Source organism: Nocardia sp. N2S4-5 (genome assembly GCF_044628355.1).
Taxonomy (GTDB): domain Bacteria; phylum Actinomycetota; class Actinomycetes; order Mycobacteriales; family Mycobacteriaceae; genus Nocardia; species Nocardia wallacei_B.
The window spans coordinates 7,657,073-7,678,876 of sequence record NZ_JBIUPM010000001.1; the positions used below are offsets into that span (position 1 = coordinate 7,657,073).

General features: G+C 67.9%; 19 protein-coding genes. 9 read left to right on the forward strand and 10 right to left on the reverse strand.

Annotated features, from left to right (window positions below; genetic code table 11):
* Window positions 1-34 precede the first annotated feature (34 nt).
* Complete coding sequence (locus ACFMRZ_RS35430; RefSeq protein WP_342213808.1) at window positions 35-1,375, reverse strand: diguanylate cyclase domain-containing protein; 1,341 nt, start codon at window positions 1,373-1,375, stop codon at window positions 35-37.
* 211 nt (window positions 1,376-1,586) lie between these two features.
* Between ACFMRZ_RS35430 and ACFMRZ_RS35435 the strand changes: the two genes are divergently transcribed.
* Together ACFMRZ_RS35435 and uvrA are read left to right on the forward strand one after the other, a co-directional pair.
* A complete protein-coding gene (locus tag ACFMRZ_RS35435; RefSeq protein ID WP_400182528.1) occupies window positions 1,587-2,777 on the forward strand; it encodes a beta-ketoacyl synthase N-terminal-like domain-containing protein in 1,191 nt (396 codons plus the stop codon).
* Window positions 2,778-3,053: 276 nt separating this feature from the next.
* Entirely contained in the window at window positions 3,054-6,038 is a 2,985-nt protein-coding gene (uvrA, locus tag ACFMRZ_RS35440; RefSeq protein ID WP_400182529.1) for an excinuclease ABC subunit UvrA, read from the forward strand.
* Between the two features lie 276 nt (window positions 6,039-6,314).
* Here uvrA and ACFMRZ_RS35445 read toward each other — a convergent pair whose 3' ends face one another.
* The 4 genes from ACFMRZ_RS35445 to ACFMRZ_RS35460 form a co-directional block, all read right to left on the reverse strand.
* On the reverse strand, window positions 6,315-7,628 hold the full coding sequence (locus tag ACFMRZ_RS35445) for a hypothetical protein (RefSeq protein WP_400182530.1): 1,314 nt from the start codon (window positions 7,626-7,628) through the stop codon (window positions 6,315-6,317).
* A complete protein-coding gene (locus ACFMRZ_RS35450) occupies window positions 7,628-7,849 on the reverse strand; it encodes a hypothetical protein (protein WP_280276837.1) in 222 nt (73 codons plus the stop codon). Before ACFMRZ_RS35450 ends, ACFMRZ_RS35445 begins: the two co-directional genes overlap by 1 nt.
* Window positions 7,850-7,942: 93 nt before the next feature.
* Complete coding sequence (locus ACFMRZ_RS35455) at window positions 7,943-8,584, reverse strand: formylglycine-generating enzyme family protein (RefSeq protein ID WP_400183052.1); 642 nt, start codon at window positions 8,582-8,584, stop codon at window positions 7,943-7,945.
* Between the two features lie 43 nt (window positions 8,585-8,627).
* Complete coding sequence (locus ACFMRZ_RS35460; RefSeq protein ID WP_280276836.1) at window positions 8,628-8,972, reverse strand: DUF1844 domain-containing protein; 345 nt, start codon at window positions 8,970-8,972, stop codon at window positions 8,628-8,630.
* Window positions 8,973-9,309: 337 nt separating this feature from the next.
* On the opposite strand from ACFMRZ_RS35460, the gene infC reads away from it, so the two are divergent.
* The 5 genes from infC to ACFMRZ_RS35485 all read left to right on the forward strand — a co-directional run bounded on the left by infC (window position 9,310) and on the right by ACFMRZ_RS35485 (window position 12,393).
* Window positions 9,310-10,035 carry a translation initiation factor IF-3 gene (gene infC, locus ACFMRZ_RS35465; RefSeq protein ID WP_400183053.1) on the forward strand — a complete coding sequence of 242 codons (726 nt, stop codon included), beginning with the start codon at window positions 9,310-9,312 and terminating at the stop codon, window positions 10,033-10,035.
* Between the two features lie 44 nt (window positions 10,036-10,079).
* Window positions 10,080-10,274: a 50S ribosomal protein L35 gene (gene rpmI, locus ACFMRZ_RS35470; RefSeq protein WP_280271700.1), complete on the forward strand. Its 195-nt coding sequence runs from the start codon at window positions 10,080-10,082 to the stop codon at window positions 10,272-10,274.
* Window positions 10,275-10,340: 66 nt separating this feature from the next.
* Window positions 10,341-10,721 (forward strand): 50S ribosomal protein L20, encoded by a 381-nt coding sequence (rplT, locus tag ACFMRZ_RS35475; RefSeq protein WP_187683876.1) that lies wholly within the window; start codon window positions 10,341-10,343, stop codon window positions 10,719-10,721.
* A 7-nt stretch (window positions 10,722-10,728) separates the two neighbouring features.
* A complete protein-coding gene (locus tag ACFMRZ_RS35480; protein ID WP_400182531.1) occupies window positions 10,729-11,697 on the forward strand; it encodes a TrmH family RNA methyltransferase in 969 nt (322 codons plus the stop codon).
* Window positions 11,698-12,051: 354 nt separating this feature from the next.
* On the forward strand, window positions 12,052-12,393 hold the full coding sequence (locus ACFMRZ_RS35485) for a helix-turn-helix domain-containing protein (protein WP_400182532.1): 342 nt from the start codon (window positions 12,052-12,054) through the stop codon (window positions 12,391-12,393).
* Window positions 12,394-12,439: 46 nt separating this feature from the next.
* On the opposite strand, the gene ACFMRZ_RS35490 is transcribed toward ACFMRZ_RS35485, so the two are convergent.
* The 5 genes from ACFMRZ_RS35490 to ACFMRZ_RS35510 all read right to left on the reverse strand — a co-directional run bounded on the left by ACFMRZ_RS35490 (window position 12,440) and on the right by ACFMRZ_RS35510 (window position 18,926).
* Window positions 12,440-13,705 (reverse strand): IS256 family transposase, encoded by a 1,266-nt coding sequence (locus ACFMRZ_RS35490; RefSeq protein WP_400177628.1) that lies wholly within the window; start codon window positions 13,703-13,705, stop codon window positions 12,440-12,442.
* A gap of 406 nt (window positions 13,706-14,111) precedes the next feature.
* The gene (locus ACFMRZ_RS35495) at window positions 14,112-14,747 is read right to left on the reverse strand and encodes a DUF1345 domain-containing protein (protein ID WP_400182533.1); all 636 of its coding nucleotides are present in this window, start codon (window positions 14,745-14,747) and stop codon (window positions 14,112-14,114) included.
* A 143-nt stretch (window positions 14,748-14,890) separates the two neighbouring features.
* A complete protein-coding gene (locus ACFMRZ_RS35500) occupies window positions 14,891-15,529 on the reverse strand; it encodes a hypothetical protein (protein WP_400182534.1) in 639 nt (212 codons plus the stop codon).
* 245 nt (window positions 15,530-15,774) lie between these two features.
* Window positions 15,775-18,168: an MFS transporter gene (locus ACFMRZ_RS35505; RefSeq protein WP_400182535.1), complete on the reverse strand. Its 2,394-nt coding sequence runs from the start codon at window positions 18,166-18,168 to the stop codon at window positions 15,775-15,777.
* Between the two features lie 188 nt (window positions 18,169-18,356).
* Window positions 18,357-18,926 (reverse strand): TetR/AcrR family transcriptional regulator, encoded by a 570-nt coding sequence (locus ACFMRZ_RS35510; protein ID WP_400182536.1) that lies wholly within the window; start codon window positions 18,924-18,926, stop codon window positions 18,357-18,359.
* A gap of 141 nt (window positions 18,927-19,067) precedes the next feature.
* Between ACFMRZ_RS35510 and ACFMRZ_RS35515 the strand changes: the two genes are divergently transcribed.
* Window positions 19,068-20,495: a DHA2 family efflux MFS transporter permease subunit gene (locus ACFMRZ_RS35515; RefSeq protein ID WP_400182537.1), complete on the forward strand. Its 1,428-nt coding sequence runs from the start codon at window positions 19,068-19,070 to the stop codon at window positions 20,493-20,495.
* 203 nt (window positions 20,496-20,698) lie between these two features.
* Window positions 20,699-21,760 (forward strand): phenylalanine--tRNA ligase subunit alpha, encoded by a 1,062-nt coding sequence (pheS, locus tag ACFMRZ_RS35520; protein WP_280273831.1) that lies wholly within the window; start codon window positions 20,699-20,701, stop codon window positions 21,758-21,760.
* Window positions 21,761-21,804 lie beyond the last annotated feature (44 nt).

Below are 21,804 nucleotides of genomic sequence, written 5' to 3' on the forward strand. Positions count from 1 at the left end.
GGTGTTCGGCACGCGCCCGGTCCGGTCCGGTGTCTCAGGAGGCGTGCGTGTTGTTCGGGCGCCGCCCGATCGTGTTGTTCTCGCGGCCGGTGGCCGGCTTCGCGCGATACATCGCCACATCCGCGTCGTGGAGAACGGCTTCCGGGGTGCGGGTGTCGCCGGGATGCAGCGGCGCCACGCCGATGGACGCGTCGACGTGGATGCGGTGCCCACGCGCGATGATCGGCTCGGCCATGCTCTGGCGCAGCCGCGCCACCAGCGCGTCCAGATCGTCGGGCAGGGTGTGGCCGGACAGCAGCACCAGGAACTCGTCGCCGCCCAGCCGTCCGACCACGTCGTCGTGGCGCAGGCTGCGCTGCAGGCGCTGCGCCACGATCTGTAAGACCGTGTCGCCGATGGCGTGCCCGAGCGTGTCGTTGATGTTCTTGAAACCGTCGAGATCGATGAACAGCACGGTGGCCACCGGCAGGTCCTCGCTGGTGCCCAGCGCCGCAGCCAGCCGTGACAGCACCAGCGACCGGTTGGCCAGCCCGGTGAGCGGATCGTGCGTCGCCTGATACTCCAATTGCCTTCGGCTGGCCCGGAATTCGGTGACATCGTTGAACGACGACACCGCGGGCGAATCCGGGTCGGCGGGATTGAGCAGCCGGCTCGAACCCGACAGCCAGCGCCGCTGCCCGTCCGGGCGATCCACGCCGAACACGTAGCGGGTGATGGTCTCGCCGGTGGCGAGCGTGCGCGCGACCGGATGCCGGATCGGGGGCAGCGGCTGGGCGTTGGCGTCCAGCAGGGCCAGCGGGAGCGCGTCGATCCGGGTGCCCACCAGATCGTCGCCGTCGTGGCCGAAGATCCGTTTGGCGGCGGGATTGATCGATTCGATGCGCCCGTCGCGATCGATCACCACGACGCCCTCCTCCAGCTGGGAGACGACGGTGGTGAAGTGTTGTTCGGCGCGCCGCTGGGCCGCCTCGGCGCGCCGCTGCGCGGTCAGATCGTGGATGACGACCTGATACGCGAGATGGTCGTGCCACGCCGTCAGCACCGACACGGTCTCCACATCGACCGGTCGCCCGTCGCAGCGGATCAGGGTCATCTCCGCAGGCTCGGAGGCATCTCCGGTGGCCTCGAGCCGGCCGATGCGCTCGAGCATTCCGGGGATCGATCGAGGGTCGACGAAGCGTGTGACCGGCTGTCCGACAACCTGATCGGTATCCTCGGCTTCAAGTAGCCGCACTATTGCTGGATTGGCAAATACGATGATGCCGCGCTCGTGGACCACCACCCCGTCCGGGCTGTGCTCGACCAGGGTGCGGTACCGCTGGGCAAGCTGTTCGGCATCGACCGGGTCGTCCCGGTCGCCACCCACCTCAACCACACGTACCCCCTGATCATCGAAGACTTGCGTCAATGGCACACGGGATCATTCTGTTGTCCGGCGTATATCAGATCACAGCAGAGACGGTATTGGATCTGTCACTGTCCGGGCGCTTCGTCGGGTGCTGATTGGCGATCATTACAGCTACCGGTTTGCTCAGTGATGGCGGATTATTCGCTATCAGGTCCGCGACCGGTGAAGGAGCAATGCGATGTCGAGCACCACCACTCCGCGGCCCGCGGAACAATATCAAGATCATATGACGATCGCCGGTATCGGAGTCGTCAGTGGTTACGGCTGGGGGCGCGAGACATTCTGGCAGGGTCTGTTGAGTGGAAAACCCGCGGCCCGGCTGCATCCAGGGTACGGCCCCGACCGCGATGAGCGCGCGTGGGTTGCCCTACTACCCGACGGCGGCGACCCCGCCGTCAGCCCCAGCCGCTACGCGCGGGCCATGCACGAGTCGGCGCGCGAGGCGATCGCCGACGCGACGGAGCGGGGATGGCGCCGAGGGCGCACCGTGGGTTTGCTGCACGCGATCGTGCTCGGCGACGTCTACGACTGGCACGATTTCTACCTCGTCGACGACGGCCACCGGCGGTCCCGCGACTACCTGCGATTATTACCCTCGACCCCGATCTCGGTACTGATGCAGGAGTACGGCTTCCACGGTCCGTCGATGAACGTGTCGGCGGCGTGCAGTTCGGCCAACGTCGCGCTGATCACCGCGAAGCTGTGGCTGGACCAGGGTTTCGCGGACGACGTGGTCTGCGTGACCACCGATCTGTCGGGCAGCCCCGACATGGTCGAACATTTCGTGCGGATGGGCGCCGCGGTGGCCGACGCCGACCCGCTGGACGCGTGCCGCCCGTTCCAGGAGGGCAGCCGCGGTTTCAGCTTCGGCGAGGCGTCGGTGGCGTTCGTGCTGACGCGGTCGGCGCAGCGGCCGTACGCGACCGTGCTGGGCGGCGCCATGACCAACGACGCGTACCACGTCGTGTCGGTCGAGCCGAGCCTGAGCCAGATCTTCGAATGTACCCGCCGCGCTTTGGATTTCGCGGGCGTCGACTCCGCCGACGTGGCATATTACAACGCCCACGGGCCGGGCACCCGCCAGTGTGACGTCGCCGAGACGACGCTGCTGCGCGAGGTGTTCGACGATGTCCCGCAGGTGTATTCGATCAAACCGTTGACCGGGCACTGCATGGGCGCCTCGGCCGGGGTGGAGCTGGCAGCCGCGGCCCTGGGCTACGAGCGCGGCATCGTCCCGGCGCCGCCCATCGTCGCCGCGCCGCACCCGCGGCTGCTCGACGGCCCGACGCCGTTCGAGGGTGGGCTCACCGTGAAGACCGCGCTCGGCATGGGCGGCCACAATTCGGTCCTCGTGCTCGGACCGGTCTGATCGACGCGGCGTCGCCCGGATGATGTCCGGCGTCTCACACGGGCCGCCGGGCAGGGGGCACGTACTCTGGACGGGTGCGGTGCCCGGCAGGGTGCCAGGGGGCCTCGCGAGCCGACGCAGAGCGTCGCCGCGGCCCCGTCGCTCCCGTCGGTGACCGTCGAAATCCCTGGTCGGCGCCGCGATGCCCGCTCGGCGAGCGAACTTGTCGGTGGGTGTGCCTAGCATGACGGCGGGGGTACTTCTGGACGCCGAAACACGATGGAGAAGGGACGGCCTGTGGCGGATCGCCTGACGGTGCGCGGAGCGCGGGAGCACAACCTCAAGGGAGTGGACCTGGACCTGCCCCGCGACAGTCTCATCGTGTTCACCGGACTGTCCGGGTCCGGCAAGTCGAGCCTCGCCTTCGACACCATCTTCGCCGAGGGGCAGCGCCGCTACGTGGAGTCGCTGTCGGCCTACGCGCGGCAGTTCCTCGGCCAGATGGACAAGCCCGATGTCGACTTCATCGAGGGCCTCTCGCCGGCGGTCTCGATCGACCAGAAGTCCACCAACCGCAACCCGCGCTCCACGGTGGGCACCATCACCGAGGTCTACGACTACCTGCGCCTGCTGTACGCGCGCGCCGGCACCCCGCACTGCCCGGTCTGCGGTGAGCTGATCGCCAAGCAGACGCCCCAGCAGATCGTCGACCAGGTGCTGGAGATGCCGGAGGGCACCCGGTTCCAGGTGCTCGCGCCGGTGGTCCGCACCCGCAAGGGCGAATTCGTCGACCTGTTCGATCAATTGAAGACACAGGGCTATTCGCGCGTGCGAGTGGACGGCGTGGTGCATCCGCTGACCGAACCGCCGAAGCTGAAGAAGCAGGAGAAGCACGACATCGAGGTGGTCATCGACCGCCTCACCGCCAAGCCCAGCGCCAAACAGCGCCTCACCGATTCCATCGAGACCGCGCTACGCCTGGCCGACGGCATCGTGGTGCTCGATTTCGTCGACCGCGACGAGCACGCCCACGACCGCGAGCGCCGCTTCTCCGAGAAACTGGCCTGCCCCAACGGCCATCCGCTCGACATCGAGGATCTCGAGCCGCGCTCGTTCTCGTTCAACTCGCCCTACGGCGCCTGCCCCGACTGCACCGGTCTGGGCATCCGCAAGGAGGTCGACCCGGACCTGGTGGTGCCGGATCCCGACCTGAGCCTCGCCGCGGGCGCCATCGCCCCGTGGTCGCGCGGGCAGACGGCCGAATACTTCACCCGGCTGCTGTCGGGTCTGGCCGAGTCCATCGGCTTCTCCATGGACACGCCCTGGAATCGCTTGCCCGCCAAGGCCCGCAAGGCGGTGCTGGAGGGCAGCACCGACCAGGTGCACGTGTCCTACACCAACCGCTACGGCCGCAAGCGCTCCTACTACGCCGATTTCGAGGGCGTGATGCCGTTCCTGCAGCGGCGCATGGACAACACCGAGTCCGAGCAGATGAAGGAGCACTACGAGGGCTACATGCGCGACATCCCGTGCCCCGTGTGCCGGGGTGCGCGGCTGCGCCCGGAGATCCTCGCGGTCACGCTCAACTCCGGCGAGGGCCGTCGTTCCATCGCCGAGGTGTGTGACTTCTCGATCCGCGACTGCTCCAAGTTCCTGAACTCGCTGGAACTGGGGGAGCGGGAGGCGGCCATCGCCGGACAGGTGCTCAAGGAGATCCAGGCGCGGCTGGGCTTCCTGCTCGATGTCGGCCTGGAGTACCTGACGCTCTCGCGGGCGGCGGCCACGCTGTCCGGCGGCGAGGCGCAGCGCATCCGGCTGGCCACCCAGATCGGTTCGGGCCTGGTGGGCGTGCTGTACGTGCTGGACGAACCGTCGATCGGGCTGCACCAGCGCGACAACCGGCGGCTCATCGAAACCCTTTCGCGGCTACGCGATCTCGGCAACACGCTGATCGTGGTCGAGCACGACGAGGACACCATCCACGCCTCCGACTGGGTGGTCGACATCGGCCCGATGGCCGGCGAGCACGGCGGCCAGGTGGTGTACAGCGGCCCGTACCCGGGCCTGCTCACCGACCGCAACTCGCTGACGGGCGCGTATCTCGCGGGGCGCGAGCGCATCGAGGTGCCGATGGTGCGGCGGCCGGTGAACAAGAAGAAGCAGCTCACCGTCGTCGGCGCCAACGAACACAATCTGCGCGGCATCGATGTGGATTTCCCGCTGGGCGTGCTGACGGCCGTCACGGGCGTGTCGGGTTCGGGTAAATCCACGCTGGTGAACGACATCCTGGCGACGGTGCTGGCGAACAAGCTCAACGGCGCCCGGCAGGTCCCCGGCCGCCACACCCGGATCAACGGCCTGGATCACCTGGACAAGCTGGTCCAGGTGGACCAGTCGCCGATCGGCCGCACGCCGCGCTCCAACCCGGCCACCTACACCGGCGTGTTCGACAAGATCCGCACCCTGTTCGCGGCGACCACCGAGGCGAAGGTACGCGGCTATCAGCCCGGCCGGTTCTCGTTCAACGTCAAAGGCGGCCGCTGCGAGGCGTGTTCGGGCGACGGCACGCTGAAGATCGAGATGAACTTCCTGCCCGACGTCTACGTCCCGTGCGAGGTGTGCCACGGCGCCCGCTACAACCGGGAGACGCTGGAGGTGCACTACAAGGGCAAGACCATCGCCGAGGTGCTGGACATGCCCATCGAGGAGGCGGCCGAGTTCTTCGAGCCGGTCACCTCGATTCACCGCTACCTCAAGACCCTGGTCGACGTCGGTCTCGGGTACGTCCGGCTGGGGCAGAGCGCGCCGACGCTGTCCGGCGGTGAGGCGCAGCGCGTGAAGCTGTCCGCCGAGTTGCAGAAGCGTTCCACCGGCCGTACCGTCTACATCCTCGACGAGCCGACCACCGGCCTGCACTTCGAGGACATCCGCAAACTGCTGGGCGTCATCAACGGCCTGGTCGACAAGGGCAACACGGTCATCGTCATCGAGCACAACCTCGATGTCGTCAAGACCTCCGACTGGGTGATCGACATGGGCCCCGAGGGCGGCTCCGGCGGCGGCACCGTCATCGCCCAGGGCACCCCGGAAGACATTGCGGCCGTGCCGGAAAGCTACACCGGCCAGTTCCTCCGCACCGTCCTCTCCACCACCCCCGACGAGCCCGCCCCCACCAAGACCGCCAAGAAGACCCCCGCCAAGAAATCCGCCCCCCGCAAACCAGCCGACGCCGACCCCAAACGCGCCGCCGCCGCCCGCCGCAAGGCCGCCGCCCTGCGCTGACCGAGCACCGCAGTGCGCTGAACCGAGCACGGCAGGGCGTAGGACCAGACGCGACTGTGCGCTGATCCATGCCGTGGGCATGCGTCGGTCGAGCGCGATTACGCACAGACCCGGGGCCGGTGTGTTGACCGGGCGCAGCCGTGTGCCGGATCAGGCGCGATTGTGCGCTGATTCATGCGGCGGGCGTGCGCTGGCGCGGCGCGATTGGGCGCTGATCCGGCCCTGGTGGGCATGCGTTGGATCGAACGGGAACAAGCGCGTTCCTGAGGGGGCGCGTCAGCCGCCGAAACCGCCTGCGGCGGCGCCGAATTCGGGGCCGCCGGAGCCGTGACGGCGTAGCTGGCGGCGGCGGAAGAACACCTCTTCCACCGAGACCGAAGGCATGGCGGCGCGGAGCACGGCCAGGCGGGGATCGGCGGTGCGTTCGTCCAGGTGACGTTGCAGGCCGACGCGGCGTTCGTCCGGTAGGGCGGCCCACACCCCGCCGATGTGGGCTTGGACGTCGGCGTCGGAGTCGGCGACCATATCCAGCAGCGCCGTCCACACCCCCGCCTCGGTGGCCTGCGACGGCAGCTGCGCCACCATGGCCGCGGACACCTCGGCCAGGAGCCGGGCGACGTCGCGGCGCAGGTCGATATCGCCGTGCGCGGTCAATTCGAACAGTCCCCGCCAGCTGCGCGGCCCGACCGGCCCGTCCAACGCGGCGACCAGGCCCGACAGCGTATCCCGCTCGGCCAGCACCGGATTCGTCACCAGCCGGCCCAGCGCCGCCGAACTCAGCGAGGCGGTGAACGCCAGGAACTCGGCCGTGACACCCGTGCGCCGGGCATTGGTGAGGAGCGCGCCGAGCGACTCCGGCGACCCGATGCCGAACAGGATGTCGCCGACCGCGGCGATCACATCGGGATCGCACCGGGCGAACACCGACAGCGCCGCCGACTGCAGATCCGGCGACCCGCTCAGCACGGTGCGCACCATGCGCGGAATGCGCTGCGCCGGCCCGTCCAGCAACTGCCGCACGACGGCACTGACGCTCGCCGAGGAGTAGGCGAACGCCGCGGAGAAGATCAGTCCCTCGTCGTCGGGCACGCCCTGCTCGACCGCCCGGATCAACGACGGGGTGGCATAGCCCAGAAACGGCCCGGCCGTGACGTAGTCGCGGCGGCGCAACATCTCGTTGACGACGGCGACGACCGGTTCGGGTGGCGCGTCGGAAGCCAGCAGGCCGACGGTAGCCGGATCCAGATACGGCGTGCAGTCGGTCGCATATTCCGTACCCAGCAGCGACATCGTCTCGACGGCCTTCTTCGGATGGTCGACACCGACCGCCCCCGCCGCACGGCCGGTCATCGTCGGCGGCACGATCCGCTGCACCAGCGGCATCGAGATCGTCAACGGAATGAATGGGACCAACTTGCTGATGCGGCGGAAGGTTTCGGCATGCTCGTCGAAGATGACCGCCGCCATCCGCTGTTGCAGTTCGTGCAGATGGTCCGCGCCCAGCCGCTCGAGATGCGCCAGCCGGTGCGGCGACACGTGCAGGGTGCGCGCCAGCAGGATGATCTGGGCGCGGGTGACCAGTTCACTCATCAGTCGACGGCGTCTCCGAACATGATCCGTTTCGTCACCCCGCGCAGCGGCTTCGGCAGTGCGCCGACCATGCCGTCAATGGATTCCGCGAGCGCGGTGCGTTCCTGCTGCCGGGCGGAACGGAACAGCGTGAGCAGGTCGGCGATCTCCCCGTCGGAGAGGAGATCCAAAGCCGCCGTCGGGCCGCGCAATTCTCGCTCGAGGTCGTTTCTGGCGGACATCCGTCGAATCATATGGGCGGTCCCCGGTCGTGTGTGTGAAACGGGAGATTTTGTATTGACTTGAACCAGTGGGCCGTTCGCGTCCGGGCGGGATCAGACCGGCGAGCGCGCGACCCGGAATCCGATGTCGTCGATCCGAGCGGCGGGGTGGCTGCGGCGGCGGACCCCGGCCCGGCAGCTCCAGTGCTCGTCGAACCATCCGCCGCCGCGCAGCACCCGGTACTCGCCGTAGACCTGCGGGTCGTAGACGTCCCAGCACCAGTTCCACACATTGCCGAGCATGTCGTAGAGGCCCCAGGCGTTGGGGCGCTTGCCGCCGACCTCGTGCATCCGGCCGTCGGAATTGCCGCGGTACCAAGCGATATCGTCGAGCGGGCCGTAGCGCGGGCCCGTGGTTCCGGCGCGGCACGCGTACTCCCACTCGGCCTCGGTCGGCAACCGGTAGCCGTCGGCGGTGCGGTCCCATTCGACGGTCTCGCCGTCCACCCGATAGGCGGGCACGGCACCGTACTGTCTCGACAGCGCGTTGCAGAACTCGATCGCGTCCCACCACGACACGCTCTCCACCGGAAGCTCGTCGCCGTGGACCGCGCTCGGCCGGCGTCCGGTCACTTCGGCGAACCGTGACTGCGTGATCGGGAACGCCGCCAGCGTGAACCCGGCCACGTCGACGGACCACGTGCTTTGCGTGCGCCGATCCGACAGTGTCACCCGCCCGCTCGGCACGGAGATCATCTCGATCGCGCTCCCCGGCGACGCGGCGCGCAGAACCACTTGCTCAGTACACCGGGCCGGTGTACTTCTCGCCCGGCCCCTTACCCGGCTCGTCGGGGTGCGCCGAGGCCTCGCGGAACGCGCGCTGTAGCGACTGGAGTCCGTCGCGGATCGGCCCGGCGTGCGGGCCCAGATACTCCACCGACGCGCTGACCAGACCGGCGAGGGCGGTGATGACGCGGCGGGCCTCGTCCAGGTCGAGGCGCGCGCTGGTGTCCGGGTCGTCGTCGGCCAGGCCGAGCTTCTCGGCGGCCGAACTCATCAGCATCACGGCCGCGCGACTGATCACCTCGACCGCGGGGATATCCGCCAGCTCCCGCACGGGCTCGTTCGACGACGCCTCACTCATGCCCGGTAGCATCGCATCCGAGACCGACGTGCCTGGTCGCGGGGCGGCCGATTGGGAGTTGCGGGTCGCCGGATGTTAAGCTGGCAGCCGACGACCGCCCCGGTCGTGTTATTGCAACAGGTTCGGGGCCATAAGTGGAGCCCGACTCCCACCGCCGGCCGGCGACACGCCAGGCACGACGGTCCGGTCGCCCATCGTTGCCGATGGGTTCCTCGCGCGGGGTTTCCCCAGCGTGGGGTCGATGCGAGATGTCTCGCGTCGGCGGCCGGTCGACATCGGGCCCCGTGGCGGTGAAATACCGCACCGGGGCTTTCGTGTTGGATATGGGGTTGCAGTTATAGCGCGCGGTCGTTGGACGACACCGCTTGACCTAGGAGGCCCCATCAGCACTGAGACCCGCATCAACGATCGCATCCGCGTGCCCGAAGTTCGGCTCATCGGACCCGGCGGCGAGCAGGTTGGGATCGTGCGTGTTGAAGATGCACTACGCGTCGCGCAGGAGGCAGATCTCGATCTGGTCGAGGTCGCGCCGGACGCGCGACCGCCGGTCTGCAAAATCATGGACTACGGCAAGTTCAAGTACGAGACGGCGCAGAAGGCGCGCGAGTCCCGGAAGAACCAGCAGCAGACCGTGATCAAGGAGCAGAAGCTCCGTCCGAAGATCGATGACCACGACTACGCCACCAAGCGGGGCCACGTAATGCGGTTCCTCGAGGCCGGGTCGAAGGTCAAGGTGACGATCATGTTCCGCGGTCGCGAGCAGTCGCGGCCCGAGCTCGGCTTCCGGCTGCTGCAGCGGCTGGCCTCCGACGTGGCCGACCTCGGCTTCGTGGAGACCTCCGCCAAGCAGGACGGCCGGAACATGACGATGGTCCTCGCGCCGCACAAGGGTGCGAAGACGCGGGTGAAGGCGCAGCAGACGGCGTCGCAGTCGCAGCAGGGCACCGTGGCCGGTGGCGGTTCCGCCGGTGGTCCGGCGCCGGCGCGGCCCGCCCCGGACCGGCGCCCGCGCCGGAAGCCGAAGCGGCCGCCCCGTAGTAGAACCGAACAGCACCGGTGGTAGTGCGGCTTCGCGCTGCCACCGGCACGAGACAGATTGAGGAATCCATGCCGAAGATGAAGAGCCACAGCGGCGCGTCGAAGCGCTTCAAGGTGACGGGCAAGGGCAAGCTGCTGCGCCAGCAGGCCAACCGCCGCCACCTGTTCGAGTACAAGTCCAGCCGCCGGACTCGTCGTCTGGAAGGCACCGTGTCTGTCGCCAAGGCCGACGTCCCGCGCGTCAAGAAGCTGCTCGGTATCTGAGTAAGCCCCGCCAACCCCGACCACTCGGGCGCCGCGAGCGCCCCACGATCGAACAAGGACTGACCAGTGGCACGCGTCAAAAGGGCCGTCAACGCTCAGAAGAAGCGCCGTTCCATCCTCGAGGCCTCCAAGGGCTACCGGGGCCAGCGCTCTCGCCTGTACCGAAAGGCGAAGGAACAGCAGCTGCACTCGCTCACCTACGCCTACCGGGACCGCCGGGCGCGCAAGGGTGACTTCCGCAAGCTCTGGATCGCCCGCATCAACGCGGCGGCCCGCGCCAACGACATCACCTACAACCGCTTCATCCAGGGTCTGAAGGCCGCCGGCGTCGAGGTCGACCGCAAGATCCTCGCCGAGCTGGCAGTGTCGGACGCCGAGGCGTTCGCCGGCCTGGTCGCAGTGGCGAAGGCGGCCCTCCCGGCCGACGTCAACGCCCCCGCCGCCTGATCCGGGCTTGACACAGCACTTTTCGAAACGACCCGCGGACGCGCCTCTCTCGGAGCGCAATCCGCGGGTCGTTTCGGCTGTCAAGCTGCATCGGGGCGCGCAGCGGCGCAAGACCGGGTTGTTTCTCGCCGAGGGTTCGAATTCCGTTGCGGCGGCGTTGGATACGGGGCGAGTGGAGGAGCTGTTCTTCTCCGGTCGGGCTGCCGAGCGGGAGCATGAGCTGGTGGCTTCGGCCGCGGCGTCGGGGGTGCGGACTACGCTCGTAAACGACCGTGCCGCTGAGCAATTGGGGGAGACGGTGACACCGCCGGGGCTGGTCGCTGTGTGCCGTCAGGTGGATGTGCCACTCGGGCAAGTACTTCGGTCAGAGCTGAGCGCGGGTTCCGATTCGGGCGCGGGCGCCGAACCTCGAGGCGGCTCGGGCGAACACGCGGGCACGGCAATGGCAGTCACCACTCAGCTGGAAAGCCGTTCTGCCACAGTGGATCACCGCCATATGGCACTCGCCGGGGCGCGACTGCTGGCGGTACCCGTGGAGATTTCCGACCCCGGCAACGCGGGAACCCTGATCCGGGTCGCCGACGCTGTAGGCGCGGACGGCGTTGTACTGGCAGGCGATTCGGTAGACCCACACAACGGCAAGTGCGTAAGAGCCTGCGCCGGAAGCCTTTTCCACGTCCCCCTCGCCCGCGAGCGCGACACCGATTCCGTGCTGACCGACCTCCGCACCGCCGGAATCACCATCCTCGCCACCACAGCCCGAGGCGAGGTAGACCTAGACGACGCCGACGAAATCCTCCGCCACCCCGTCGCCTGGCTCTTTGGCAACGAGGCCCACGGCCTCCCCCCTTCCGTAGCCGCCCAAGCAGACCACCGCATCCGAATCCCCATCCACGGCCGAGCGGAAAGCTTGAACCTGGCCGCCGCAGCGGCCATCTGCCTTTACGCGAGTTCGCGGGTGCAGCACCGCGGTTGAGTTGCCGACACGCCTCGGGCTAGCCACAGGCGGTCTGGCTGGTGGCGGACATGGCGGGAACATACTCGGACGGGCCGATCTGCATGAAGCCTTCGGTGAGTGTGCGAACGAGTTAGCCAAACGGTGCCCGGCGTTGCATGACGCCGCCGCCCGGGGGAACGGGCCGAAGAATCGGCTGCCATCCGCATCACGTACTGGCTCGCGCCCGGACGAGGAGCCATTGTTTCGAAAGACCTGAATGCGAGAAGACATCGAGGTCAAACGGGCGAAACTCGCCCAACAGACCTGCCGAGCGGAGTACGAACCCGCCCACTAAGAATTCGTCCGTGTCATCGAGAGAGGAGAACTGGACCGATGAGCCACGCACGCTGGAAGACCTTCCGGGAACGCAAACTTGCCGAGGGCTACACGGAACCCGACGATGTCACCGAGGCCCGTCGCGAAATCCAGCTCTCAATGGCGCTGACCAAAGCGGTCTACGACCGCCGAACCGGACTCGGACTCACTCGAGCGGATCTCGCTGATCGTGCCGGCCTGACCCAGGCCGAGATCTCGCGCATCGAAGGCTCTGACACCGTGCCAACCCTTCCACTGCTCGCCAAACTCGCCGGTGCCTTGGACGCCACCCTCAACATTGCCGTCGACGCCGAAGATATTCGGGTGCAATTCACCGGCCATCATATCGATGCCGCCTGAGTCCGGGGGACTGTCGGTTTAACGGCGGATCCGACCTCGGTGTGGGTTAGTTCCCGGTCGGGTGGATCCGGCCTTCGAAGGTGATGGCGAAGGCGTTCAATGCTGGTTTCCACCGCATCGCCCATCGTGCCCGACCCTTCCCGGTCGGGTCCAGGGAACGGGTCACCAGATACAGGCATTTCAACGCGGCCTGCTCGCTGGGGAAGTGGCCACGGGCGCGGATCGCGCGCCGGTAGCGAGCGTTCAGGGACTCGATCGCGTTGGTGGAGCAGATGATTCGCCGGATCTCGACGTCGTAGTCGAGGAACGGCACGAACTCGGGCCAGGCGTTGTCCCAGAGTTTGACGATCGCGGGGTAACGCTCGCCCCATTTCGCCGCGAACTCGCCGAACCGTTCGCGAGCCGCAGCCTCGGTCGCAGCGGTGTAGACCGGGTTGAGATCGCGGCTCATCTCGGCCCAATGCTGACGGCCCGCATAACGGAAACTGTTGCGCAGCAGATGGATAACGCAGGTCTGCACGATCGTCTGCGCCCAGACGGTGTTGATCGCCTCGGGCAGTCCTTTGAGTCCGTCGCAGACCGCGATGCAGACATCGGCCACGCCACGATTCTTCAGCTCGGTCAACACCTGCAGCCAGAACTTGGCTCCCTCACCGCCATCGCCGGCCCACAACCCCAGAATGTCACGTTCCCCGGCGGTGGTGACACCGATGACCACATAGACCGGTCGATTGGCCACCTGACCATCGCGGATCTTCACGTGGATGGCATCGATGAACAAGACCGGATAGACGGCGTCGAGGGGCCGGTTGCACCAATCGGTCATCTCCGCGACCACCTTCTCGGTGATCGTCGAGATCGTGTCCTTCGACACCGAAGCCCCATAGATCTCGGCGAGATGCGCCGAAACCTCGCCCGTGGTCAGGCCTTTCGCGGTCAGCGACAACACGATCTCGTCGACCCCAGACAGGCGCCGCTGCCGCTTTTTGACGATCTTGGGTTCGAACGAGGAATTGGTGTCGCGCGGCACGTCGATGCCGACCGGGCCGATCTCGGTGATCACGGTTTTCGTTCGGGTTCCGTTGCGGGAGTTGCCCGTTCCACGGCCGGACGGGTCGTGTTTCTCATAGCCGACATGCTCGGTCATCTCTGCCTCCAACGCGGTTTCGAGCACGGTCTTGGTCAGCTGGTTGAGCAGCCCGCCCGGCCCGACCAGGTCGATACCCTGTTCCTTGGCCTGCGCGAGCAGCTGCTCGGCCAGCTTCTTGGTGTCCACCGCGTCTTTCGCCACGGCAGCCAGTGTCTCCGACATCAGTCGGTCCTTCCTGCCGAACCATCAGGTCCGGCCGATCGGACCGAGATCAAGATCCGCCGTTGTTCCGACAGTCCCGAGTCCGGCTCTCTCTGAGTCGCTCACCTGCGTGAACGGCTCTTGACACGAACCGTATGTCGGGGGCTAACGGGGCTGATATGTGCGTGCTTGGTGCATTCGTCGCTCGTTTGGTGGTGGATTCGTCGCATAGTCGGTGGTGGATTGGTCGCTGTGGTCGTGGTGGATTCGTCGCTGCTGTGGTGGTGGATTCGTCGTGGTTGTACTGCGGTGACGGGTGCGGTTCTCAGCGACCTGTGCGAGCGTTCTCGGTCGGGAGGCTAGGTCGGCGTGGTCCATTCCTTACCGATCTGATCATTCGGCTGATACGGAGGGTTGAGGGAAGCGTCTACCCGCTGGCGAAGCCTGCTACCAGGTTGATGGTTGTTGCCAGGACGACTGTGCCGAAGACGTAGGAGAGGAGGGTGTGGCGGAGTACTACGGCGCGGATGTGCTGGTTCGAGACGGCGGTGTCGGAGACCTGGTAGGTCATGCCGAGGTTGTAGCTGAAGTAGAGGAAGTCGCGGTAGGACGGGGGTGCGTCGGAGTTGAAATCTATTCCGCCGGTGGGGTCTTCGTAGTAGAGGTAGGCGTAGCGCGTGGTGTACATGAGGTGTAGGCCCGCCCATGCCATGAAGACTCCGCACAGTGAGGTCGCGGCTGCGGCGGGGCCTTCTTCGGAGTGGCGGAGGACGAGGATCATGACGGTGCCGACGAGGCCGCTCAGGGCGGCGGCCACCACGGCCAGTTCCTCCACGACCGGCCGGAAGTCCTCGCGACGTGAATACGCCCGTGTCTCGTCGGCATCCAGCGGCCACAGGGCCAGCCAGCCCATCGCGACGAAAACTGTTGCTGTCATGGCAATTCCGGCCGTAACGCCCAGAGGCCCGGCCGTGTAAACCCCGACGACCGCGCCCACCAGGACTCCCGCCACGATCGAACTCACGAGCCTGGTGACAGCGGACAGCAGCAGCCGGTTGCGCATGTCCGAGCACTGTACCCACCGGTTACCGCGCGCCGACCCATCCCGCGGGTGTGGCGGGTCGGTTGGTGAACTCGACCGGGAAGTGTCGCGTCGTCAAGGGGGCCAGCACAACGGGATTTGGCGGCTGTCCGGCACTCCCCGCATCAGCGGCGGCGCTTGGGAGGTGAAGTGCGAGCCCCGAGTTCCCCTGCGGCCATGATCAAACCGCCGATGGCGAAGATCGCGAATCCGGTGCTGGGCGTGCTCTGGGACGTGTGTTGGGCGATGCCGATCATCATGATCGCCCAGCCGAAAGCGGCGATCGCGCCGCCCATCCACAGGCATATCTTCGTCCAGGCCGGTGCTCCGGAAAGGTCGTCCGGCGGGGGAGCGTAGTGGTCGTAGATCCAGATATCGCCTGCGGCGGTATGGCCGTCGCCGGTTCCGCGCAGCACCGTCCGGCCGCCGCGGCCGGTGTGGTTCACCGTGGTCTGGCTCCTGGCTCGATCGAGTTGATCCCGCAGGCCTGCCAGTTCGCGCTCGAACTGCTCGTCGGCCTCGGCCGCCCGCTCGATTGCGGTCGCTACCCGCTGCCGGGCCCGGATGCTGTCCGGATTCTCGGCAAGGTCATCGACGGGCCCACGTCCGAGCCTGCGAGTCACTGCTTGGGTGAGCGCGGCCAATCCCTTGTCCAGTGAGTGGTCCACCCATCTGTCGCCGGCTCCCTCTAACGCCGAGGCCAAATAGTTGGCGATCGTTGTTCCGTCGATCATGCCCATCTCCTCCGCGGCCACCTGGGGCATTGCAATCACCTATCGCCGTGTCGATTTTCTTTGTTTCATGTGCGCTACCGCGAAATCATTTGTGAGAATAGGTAATTGGCGACCAATGGGTCTTCTATCGAGACGGCGAAGATCGCCTTTCGGTGCGAATTGCGAAGGCGGTCAGTCGAGTGGCGGGAGAGAGTGAACGTGCCCGGGCGGATTGCGCCCGGGCACGTTGCGGTTATACGGACCACGGAATGTCTTGGTGCCGTGGTTATTACGGACTACTCGCTCGGGTGGGACAGTTCGATATCGTGCCCACCCGACTCCCCCGAGCGCAGGGCGACGGTTGAGGTTGTCGCCGGGTAGCCCGAGGCAATGAGTGTGTAATCCCCGTTGCCCAGGTTGGTGAATGTGTAGGTGCCGTCCGAAGCTGTTGTGGCTGTGCTGATTATCGCGCCTGCGGTGTCTACCAATGTGACTCGGGCGTCGGGGAGGGGGCGGTCGGCGGCGTAGACGGTGCCGTGTAGGCGGGCTCCTCGGGAGAGGGTGAGGTCGAGGCGGGTGATGCCTTGGCCGTGGACCTGGGCGGAGACGGCGATCGGCTGGAAGGCGGTGGCGTTCACTGCCACCGTGACGGGGCCGGGGATGAGGTCGGCCAGGTCGTAGCCGCCGTCGGGGCCCGAGGAACCGGCGGCCATTACCTCGCCGCGGCTGTCGGTGACGATGACCACGGCGTCGGGGACGGGGGTCCGGTCGTCGGCGGCGCGCAAGGTGCCTGCCAGGCCGCTCATGCCGCTGAGCTGGAAGTCGTAGGCGAGTGGGCTGCCGTTGACGGTGATGGGGGCGGCTTGCGGCTGGAAGCCGTCGGCGGAGGCGATGAGGACGTAGGCGCCGGGCTCGGGGGCGTCGAGCCCGAACCGGCCGTCGGGGTGGGCGAGCGCGCGGCCGACCTGGCGTCCCGTGGGGGAGATCAGTGTGAGCGCGGCGCCCGGCAGTGGAGCGTCGTCGCCCGCGCGGACATGTCCGTATACCGCAGCGTCGCGCACCGATTCGATCGGCATGGTGGCCGCGTCGCCGACCTGGGTCAGCTCGGTCACGGCGGTCGGCGCGGTGGGCGCGGGGCCGGAGGTGCGCAGCGCGACCTCCTTGATGAACAGGGTCAGCAGGAACGCGATGAACGCGACGGGCGCGGCGTAGAGGAAGACATCCGCGATGCCGTGCCCGTAGGCGTCCTCGACGACGGTGCGCACCGGGCCCGGCAGCGCGGCCAGGTTCGGCAGTTCGTTGCCCGAGCCGCCCATCGCGCCCGCGGCGGCGGGGCCGAGCTTGGACACGCCGTCGGTGATGTGCTCGCGCACCTGGTTGGCCATGACCGCGCCCAGCGCCGACACGCCGATCGCACCGCCGAGCGAGCGGAAGAACGCCACCAGCGAACTCGCGGCTCCCAGGTCCCTCGGCGCTACTTGGTTTTGCGTGCACAGCACCAGGTTCTGCATCGTCATGCCGATGCCCAGGCCCATCAGCGCCATGTACAGCGCGACCAGCCAGTAGTCGGTGTCGTAGCGGATCGTGCCGAGCAGCCCCAGACCGGCGGTGACCAGCGCGCCGCCGCACACCAGCCACGCCTTCCAGCGCCCGGTGCGGGTGATGACCTGGCCGGAGACCGTCGAGGCGATGAACAGGCCGCCGATCATCGGAATCGTCATGACGCCGGACATGGTCGGCGATTCGCCGCGCGCCAGCTGGAAGTACTGGCTGAAGAACACGGTGCCGGCGAACATCGCGGTGCCGACCATGAGCGAGGCGGCGGAGGCGAGCGTGATGGTCCGGTTGCGGAACAGGCGCATCGGCACGATCGGCTCGGCGGCCCGGAACTCGACGAGGACGAACACCACCGCCAGCAGCAGCGACCCGAGCACCATGGTCAGGGTCTGCCACGACATCCACTCGTACCTGTCCCCGGCGAAGCTGACCCAGACCAGCAGCAGGCACACCGCGGCCGTCACCAGGAACGCGCCGAGCCAGTCGACCTTCACCTCGCGGCGAGTGACCGGCAGGTGCAGCGTCTTCTGCAGCACCACCAGCGCGATCAGCGCGAACGGCACGCCGACGTAGAAGCACCAGCGCCAGCCCAGCCAGCTGGTGTCGGTGATGACACCGCCCAGCAGCGGTCCGCCGACCGTCGCGACGGCGAAGGTCGCGCCGAGGTAGCCGCTGTAGCGTCCGCGTTCGCGGGGCGCGATCATCGCGGCCATCACGATCTGCGCGAGCGCCGAGAGTCCGCCCGCGCCGATGCCCTGCACGGCGCGGCAGGCGATGAGCATCCCGGCGTTCATCGACAGACCGGCCACCACCGAACCGGCGATATAGATCAGCAGCGCGATCTGGACCAGCGCCTTCTTGCTGTAGAGGTCGGCCAGCTTGCCCCACAGCGGGGTGGTGGCGGTCATCGCGAGCAGGGCGGCGGTGACGACCCAGGTGTAGGCGGTCTGCCCGCCGCCGAGGGTGCCGATGATCTTCGGCAGCGCGTTGGAGACGATCGTCGAGGAGACGATGGCGGCGAACATGCCCAGCAGCAGCCCGGACAGGGCCTCCATGATCTGCCGGTGCGTCATCGCGGCCTCGTCCGGTGCGGCGACGCCGGGGGCGGCGTCGTGCGCGGTGGTGGTTGCCATCGATTCTCTTTCCGGACACGGGCATGCGGTGGCCGGGCGAGTACCGCGGGGCCCACCGTGACCGCGTCGAAGCTGTGTGGTGGATCAAGTAGACAAGAGCAATAAGTTGCTTGCTGCATCTAACTATAAGCGGAGAGGGCCTCCGCTGTCACGGTGGGGTGGGTGTGTCCTAGGCCGCGGCGCGGTGGTCAGTCGTTCCCGAAGGAATTCAGGAGTTCCTCGGCCCACCCGGCCGGAACCGCATCGGGCCCCACGACCTGCATCGCGGTCATGACGGTGAGCAGCATGCCGTTGGCGATGAACTGCCGAGCGTGGTCGGGCGAGGCGCCGGTCAGGTCGCGGATCAGGCCGTAGATACGCCCGAAACGGTCGCGCACCTCGTTGCCGATGGCCGGATCCGAACTGGCGGCGAAGCCGTGCAGCAGCACCAGTAGCAGGGAGCGGTCGGCCAGGAAGGCACCGTATCCGTTGGCGAGCGCGTGCAACGCCTCATCCGGGCTTGCTCCGGGCTCGACGCCCGCGTGTGCCGCTCGGAAGACCTCCTCGATGCGGTCGCAGACCAGGTGCGCGGTGGCGACGAACAACTGCTGCTTGCTGCCGAAAAGCCGGATGACGTAGGGCTGCGATACTCCGGCCAGTCGCGCGATCTCGTCGGTTTTCGTTGCGGCGTAACCGGATTCGGCGAATGCGAGGACGGCCGCATCCAGGACCTGCACGCTGCGCTCGCTCGCGGTCAGCCGGGTTCGGCTCGGGGTCACCGTCGTCCTCCTCGGGGTGTTTCGGCTCGGATCTGCCGCGCTCCGATGTGGGCGGAAGCGTAGCTGTTGACATGTTATCAGCCGATGCATACTCTTCACTCATCAAGTTATCAGCGGATAACAACAAGGAGTAGAAGCGCCATGACCAGCACCTTCGAGACGACCGAAGCGGCAACCGCCGTCCCGGCCGCGTCGCGCCGCAAGCCACCGCTGGCGGCGGTCCTCGCCGCGGTGGGCATCCCCACGTTCATGGTCACGCTGGACAACCTCGTCGTGACCAACGCCCTGCCGGTGATCCGTACCGAGATGGGCGCCTCGCTCGGCGATCTGCAGTGGTTCGTCAACGCTTACACGCTGGCGTTCGCGTCGCTGCTGCTCACCGCCTCCGCGCTGGGCGACCGGCTGGGCCGGCGGCGCGTATTCCTGGTCGGGATCGCGGTATTCACCGTCGCCTCCGCGGCCTGCGCACTGGCCACCGATCCGTGGATGCTGATCACCGCCCGCGCCGTGCAGGGCCTGGGCGCCGCGGGCGTCATGCCGCTGTCGCTGACCCTGCTGTCGGTGGCGGTGCCCGCGCGGATGCGCAGCGCGGCCATCGGGATCTGGGGCGGCATCACCGGTCTCGGGGTGGCGGTCGGCCCGGTGGTCGGCGGCGCCGTGGTCGACGGACTGAGCTGGCAGTGGATCTTCTGGCTGAACGTGCCCATCGGCCTGGTCGTGCTGCCGTTCGTCGCGCGGGTGCTCAGCGAATCCTTCGGCGGCAGTAGGCGTTTCGATCCGCTGGGACTGGTGCTGGCGGCCGGGGGAGTGCTGGCCCTGGTGTGGGGCGTGATCCACGGCGCCGACGACGGCTGGATCTCGGTGCCGGTGCTGACCGCGCTGATCGGCGGCGGCGTGCTGCTGGCCGCGCTGATCGGATGGGAACTGCGCACACCGGACCCGATGCTGCCGCTGCGGCTGTTCCGGTCGCGGGCGTTCCGGGTCAGCAACACGACCACCTTCACCTTCTCGGTCGGGGTCTTCGGCTCGATCTTCCTGCTCGCGCAGTTCTTCCAGGTGGTGCAGGGCTATTCGCCGCTGGAGGCCGGTGTGCGCACATTGCCGTGGACGCTGGCGCCCATGGTGGTCGCGCCGATCGCGGGGCTGATCGTCGACCGGGTGGGTGCGCGCACGCTGCTCACCAGCGGTCAGGTGCTGCTGGCGGTGGCGCTGGCATGGATGGCGGCGGTCACGACCGTCGACGTCGGTTACGGCTCCTACGTCGGGCCGTTCGTGCTCGCCGGGATCGGCATGGGCCTGACCTTCGCGCCTAGCGCCACCGTGGTGATGGCCAGCACGGCACCGCAGGACCAGGCGATGGCGTCGGGCACCAACAGCACCCTTCGCGAGGTCGGCGTGGCGATGGGGGTGGCGGTACTGGCCTCGGTGTTCGCCTCGCGCGGGTCCTACCTCTCCCCGCAGAGCTACGTCGACGGCCTGGTGCCCGCGGTCTGGGTCGGCGCGGCGGTCGTGGGCTTCGGCGCGCTGGTCTCGGCGCTGCTGCCGCGCCGGATCGAGCCCGTGCAATAGCGGTCCCCGGCCCGGCAGCATGACGACACCCCGCAACGCCCCGCGCGTTGCGGGGTGTCGTGCGCCGCGGGCATCCGGGCTGGTGGACGCGGGCGAAAATGCCCGTGAGCCGGGCTGGGTGCATTGCGTACGATTCGACCAGCAACAATGTGGGGTAGGTAAACCTCCGATACCCGTACCAGCCAGGGGAGAGACGAAGCATCGTGGCCGACGAGAACGCACGAGCCGAGCAGACCGCGGCACTGAGCGAGGAATCGCTGTCCGCCGCCGCAGCAGCAGCGGAGAAGGCGTTTGCCGCGGCGGCCGACCTGGATGCGCTCGCGGCCGCCAAGACCGAGCACATGAGCGGCAAGTCGCCGATCGCGCTGGCCCAGCGGGCCGTGGGCAGCCTGCCCAAGGAGGAGAAGGCCGACGCCGGCAAGCGGGTCAACGTGGCCCGATCGCGGGTGTCGGAGGCGTTCGAGTCCCGGCGCGCCGCACTGCTCGCCGAGCGCGACGCCGCGGTGCTGGTGGCCGAGGCGATCGACGTCACGCTGCCCGCCCCGCGCGGGCCGGTCGGCGCGCGGCACCCGATCACGATCCTGTCCGAGCGCATCGCCGACGTGTTCGTCGGCATGGGCTGGGAGGTAGCCGAGGGACCGGAAGTGGAGACCGACCACTTCAACTTCGACGCGCTGAACTTCCTGCCCGATCATCCGGCGCGCACCATGCAGGACACCTTCTATGTGGCGCCCGAGGGTTCGCGGCAGGTGCTGCGCACGCACACCTCCCCGGTGCAGGTGCGGTCCATGCTGGAGCGGGAGCTGCCGATCTACATCGTGTGCCCGGGGCGCACCTTCCGCACCGACGAACTCGACGCCACCCACACCCCGATCTTCTCGCAGGTCGAGGGCCTGGCCGTGGACAAGGGCCTGACGATGGCCCACCTACGCGGCACCCTGGACGCCTTCGCGCGGGCGCTGTTCGGCCCGGACACCCGAACCCGCATGCGCCCCAGCTTCTTTCCCTTCACCGAGCCCTCCGCCGAGGTCGACGTGTGGTTCCCGGACAAGAAGGGCGGGGCCGGCTGGGTCGAGTGGGGCGGTTGCGGCATGGTGAACCCGAAGGTGCTCATCGCCAGCGGCATCGACCCCGAGGAGTACAGCGGGTTCGCGTTCGGCATGGGCATGGAGCGAACCCTGCAGTTCCGCAACGGCATCCCCGACATGCGCGACATGGTCGAAGGCGACGTGCGATTCACGCTGCCCTTCGGCGTCCAGTCCTGACCGTCCCGATTCGAGCGACGCCGCCCCCGCGCGCGGCGGGAGTC

Bases quoted from the DNA above. Each gene is read 5' to 3' on its own strand.
- ACFMRZ_RS35435 (WP_400182528.1), top strand. From the start codon at position 1,587: ATGTCGAGCACCACCACTCCGCGGCCCGCGGAACAATATCAAGATCAT.
- ACFMRZ_RS35445 (WP_400182530.1), bottom strand. From the start codon at position 7,628: ATGAGTGAACTGGTCACCCGCGCCCAGATCATCCTGCTGGCGCGCACC.
- ACFMRZ_RS35450 (WP_280276837.1), bottom strand. From the start codon at position 7,849: ATGTCCGCCAGAAACGACCTCGAGCGAGAATTGCGCGGCCCGACGGCG.
- ACFMRZ_RS35455 (WP_400183052.1), bottom strand. From the start codon at position 8,584: ATGATCTCCGTGCCGAGCGGGCGGGTGACACTGTCGGATCGGCGCACG.
- ACFMRZ_RS35460 (WP_280276836.1), bottom strand. From the start codon at position 8,972: ATGAGTGAGGCGTCGTCGAACGAGCCCGTGCGGGAGCTGGCGGATATC.
- rpmI (WP_280271700.1), top strand. From the start codon at position 10,080: ATGCCGAAGATGAAGAGCCACAGCGGCGCGTCGAAGCGCTTCAAGGTG.
- ACFMRZ_RS35485 (WP_400182532.1), top strand. From the start codon at position 12,052: ATGAGCCACGCACGCTGGAAGACCTTCCGGGAACGCAAACTTGCCGAG.
- ACFMRZ_RS35490 (WP_400177628.1), bottom strand. From the start codon at position 13,705: ATGTCGGAGACACTGGCTGCCGTGGCGAAAGACGCGGTGGACACCAAG.
- ACFMRZ_RS35495 (WP_400182533.1), bottom strand. From the start codon at position 14,747: ATGCGCAACCGGCTGCTGCTGTCCGCTGTCACCAGGCTCGTGAGTTCG.
- ACFMRZ_RS35500 (WP_400182534.1), bottom strand. From the start codon at position 15,529: ATGCCCCAGGTGGCCGCGGAGGAGATGGGCATGATCGACGGAACAACG.
- ACFMRZ_RS35505 (WP_400182535.1), bottom strand. From the start codon at position 18,168: ATGGCAACCACCACCGCGCACGACGCCGCCCCCGGCGTCGCCGCACCG.
- ACFMRZ_RS35515 (WP_400182537.1), top strand. From the start codon at position 19,068: ATGACCAGCACCTTCGAGACGACCGAAGCGGCAACCGCCGTCCCGGCC.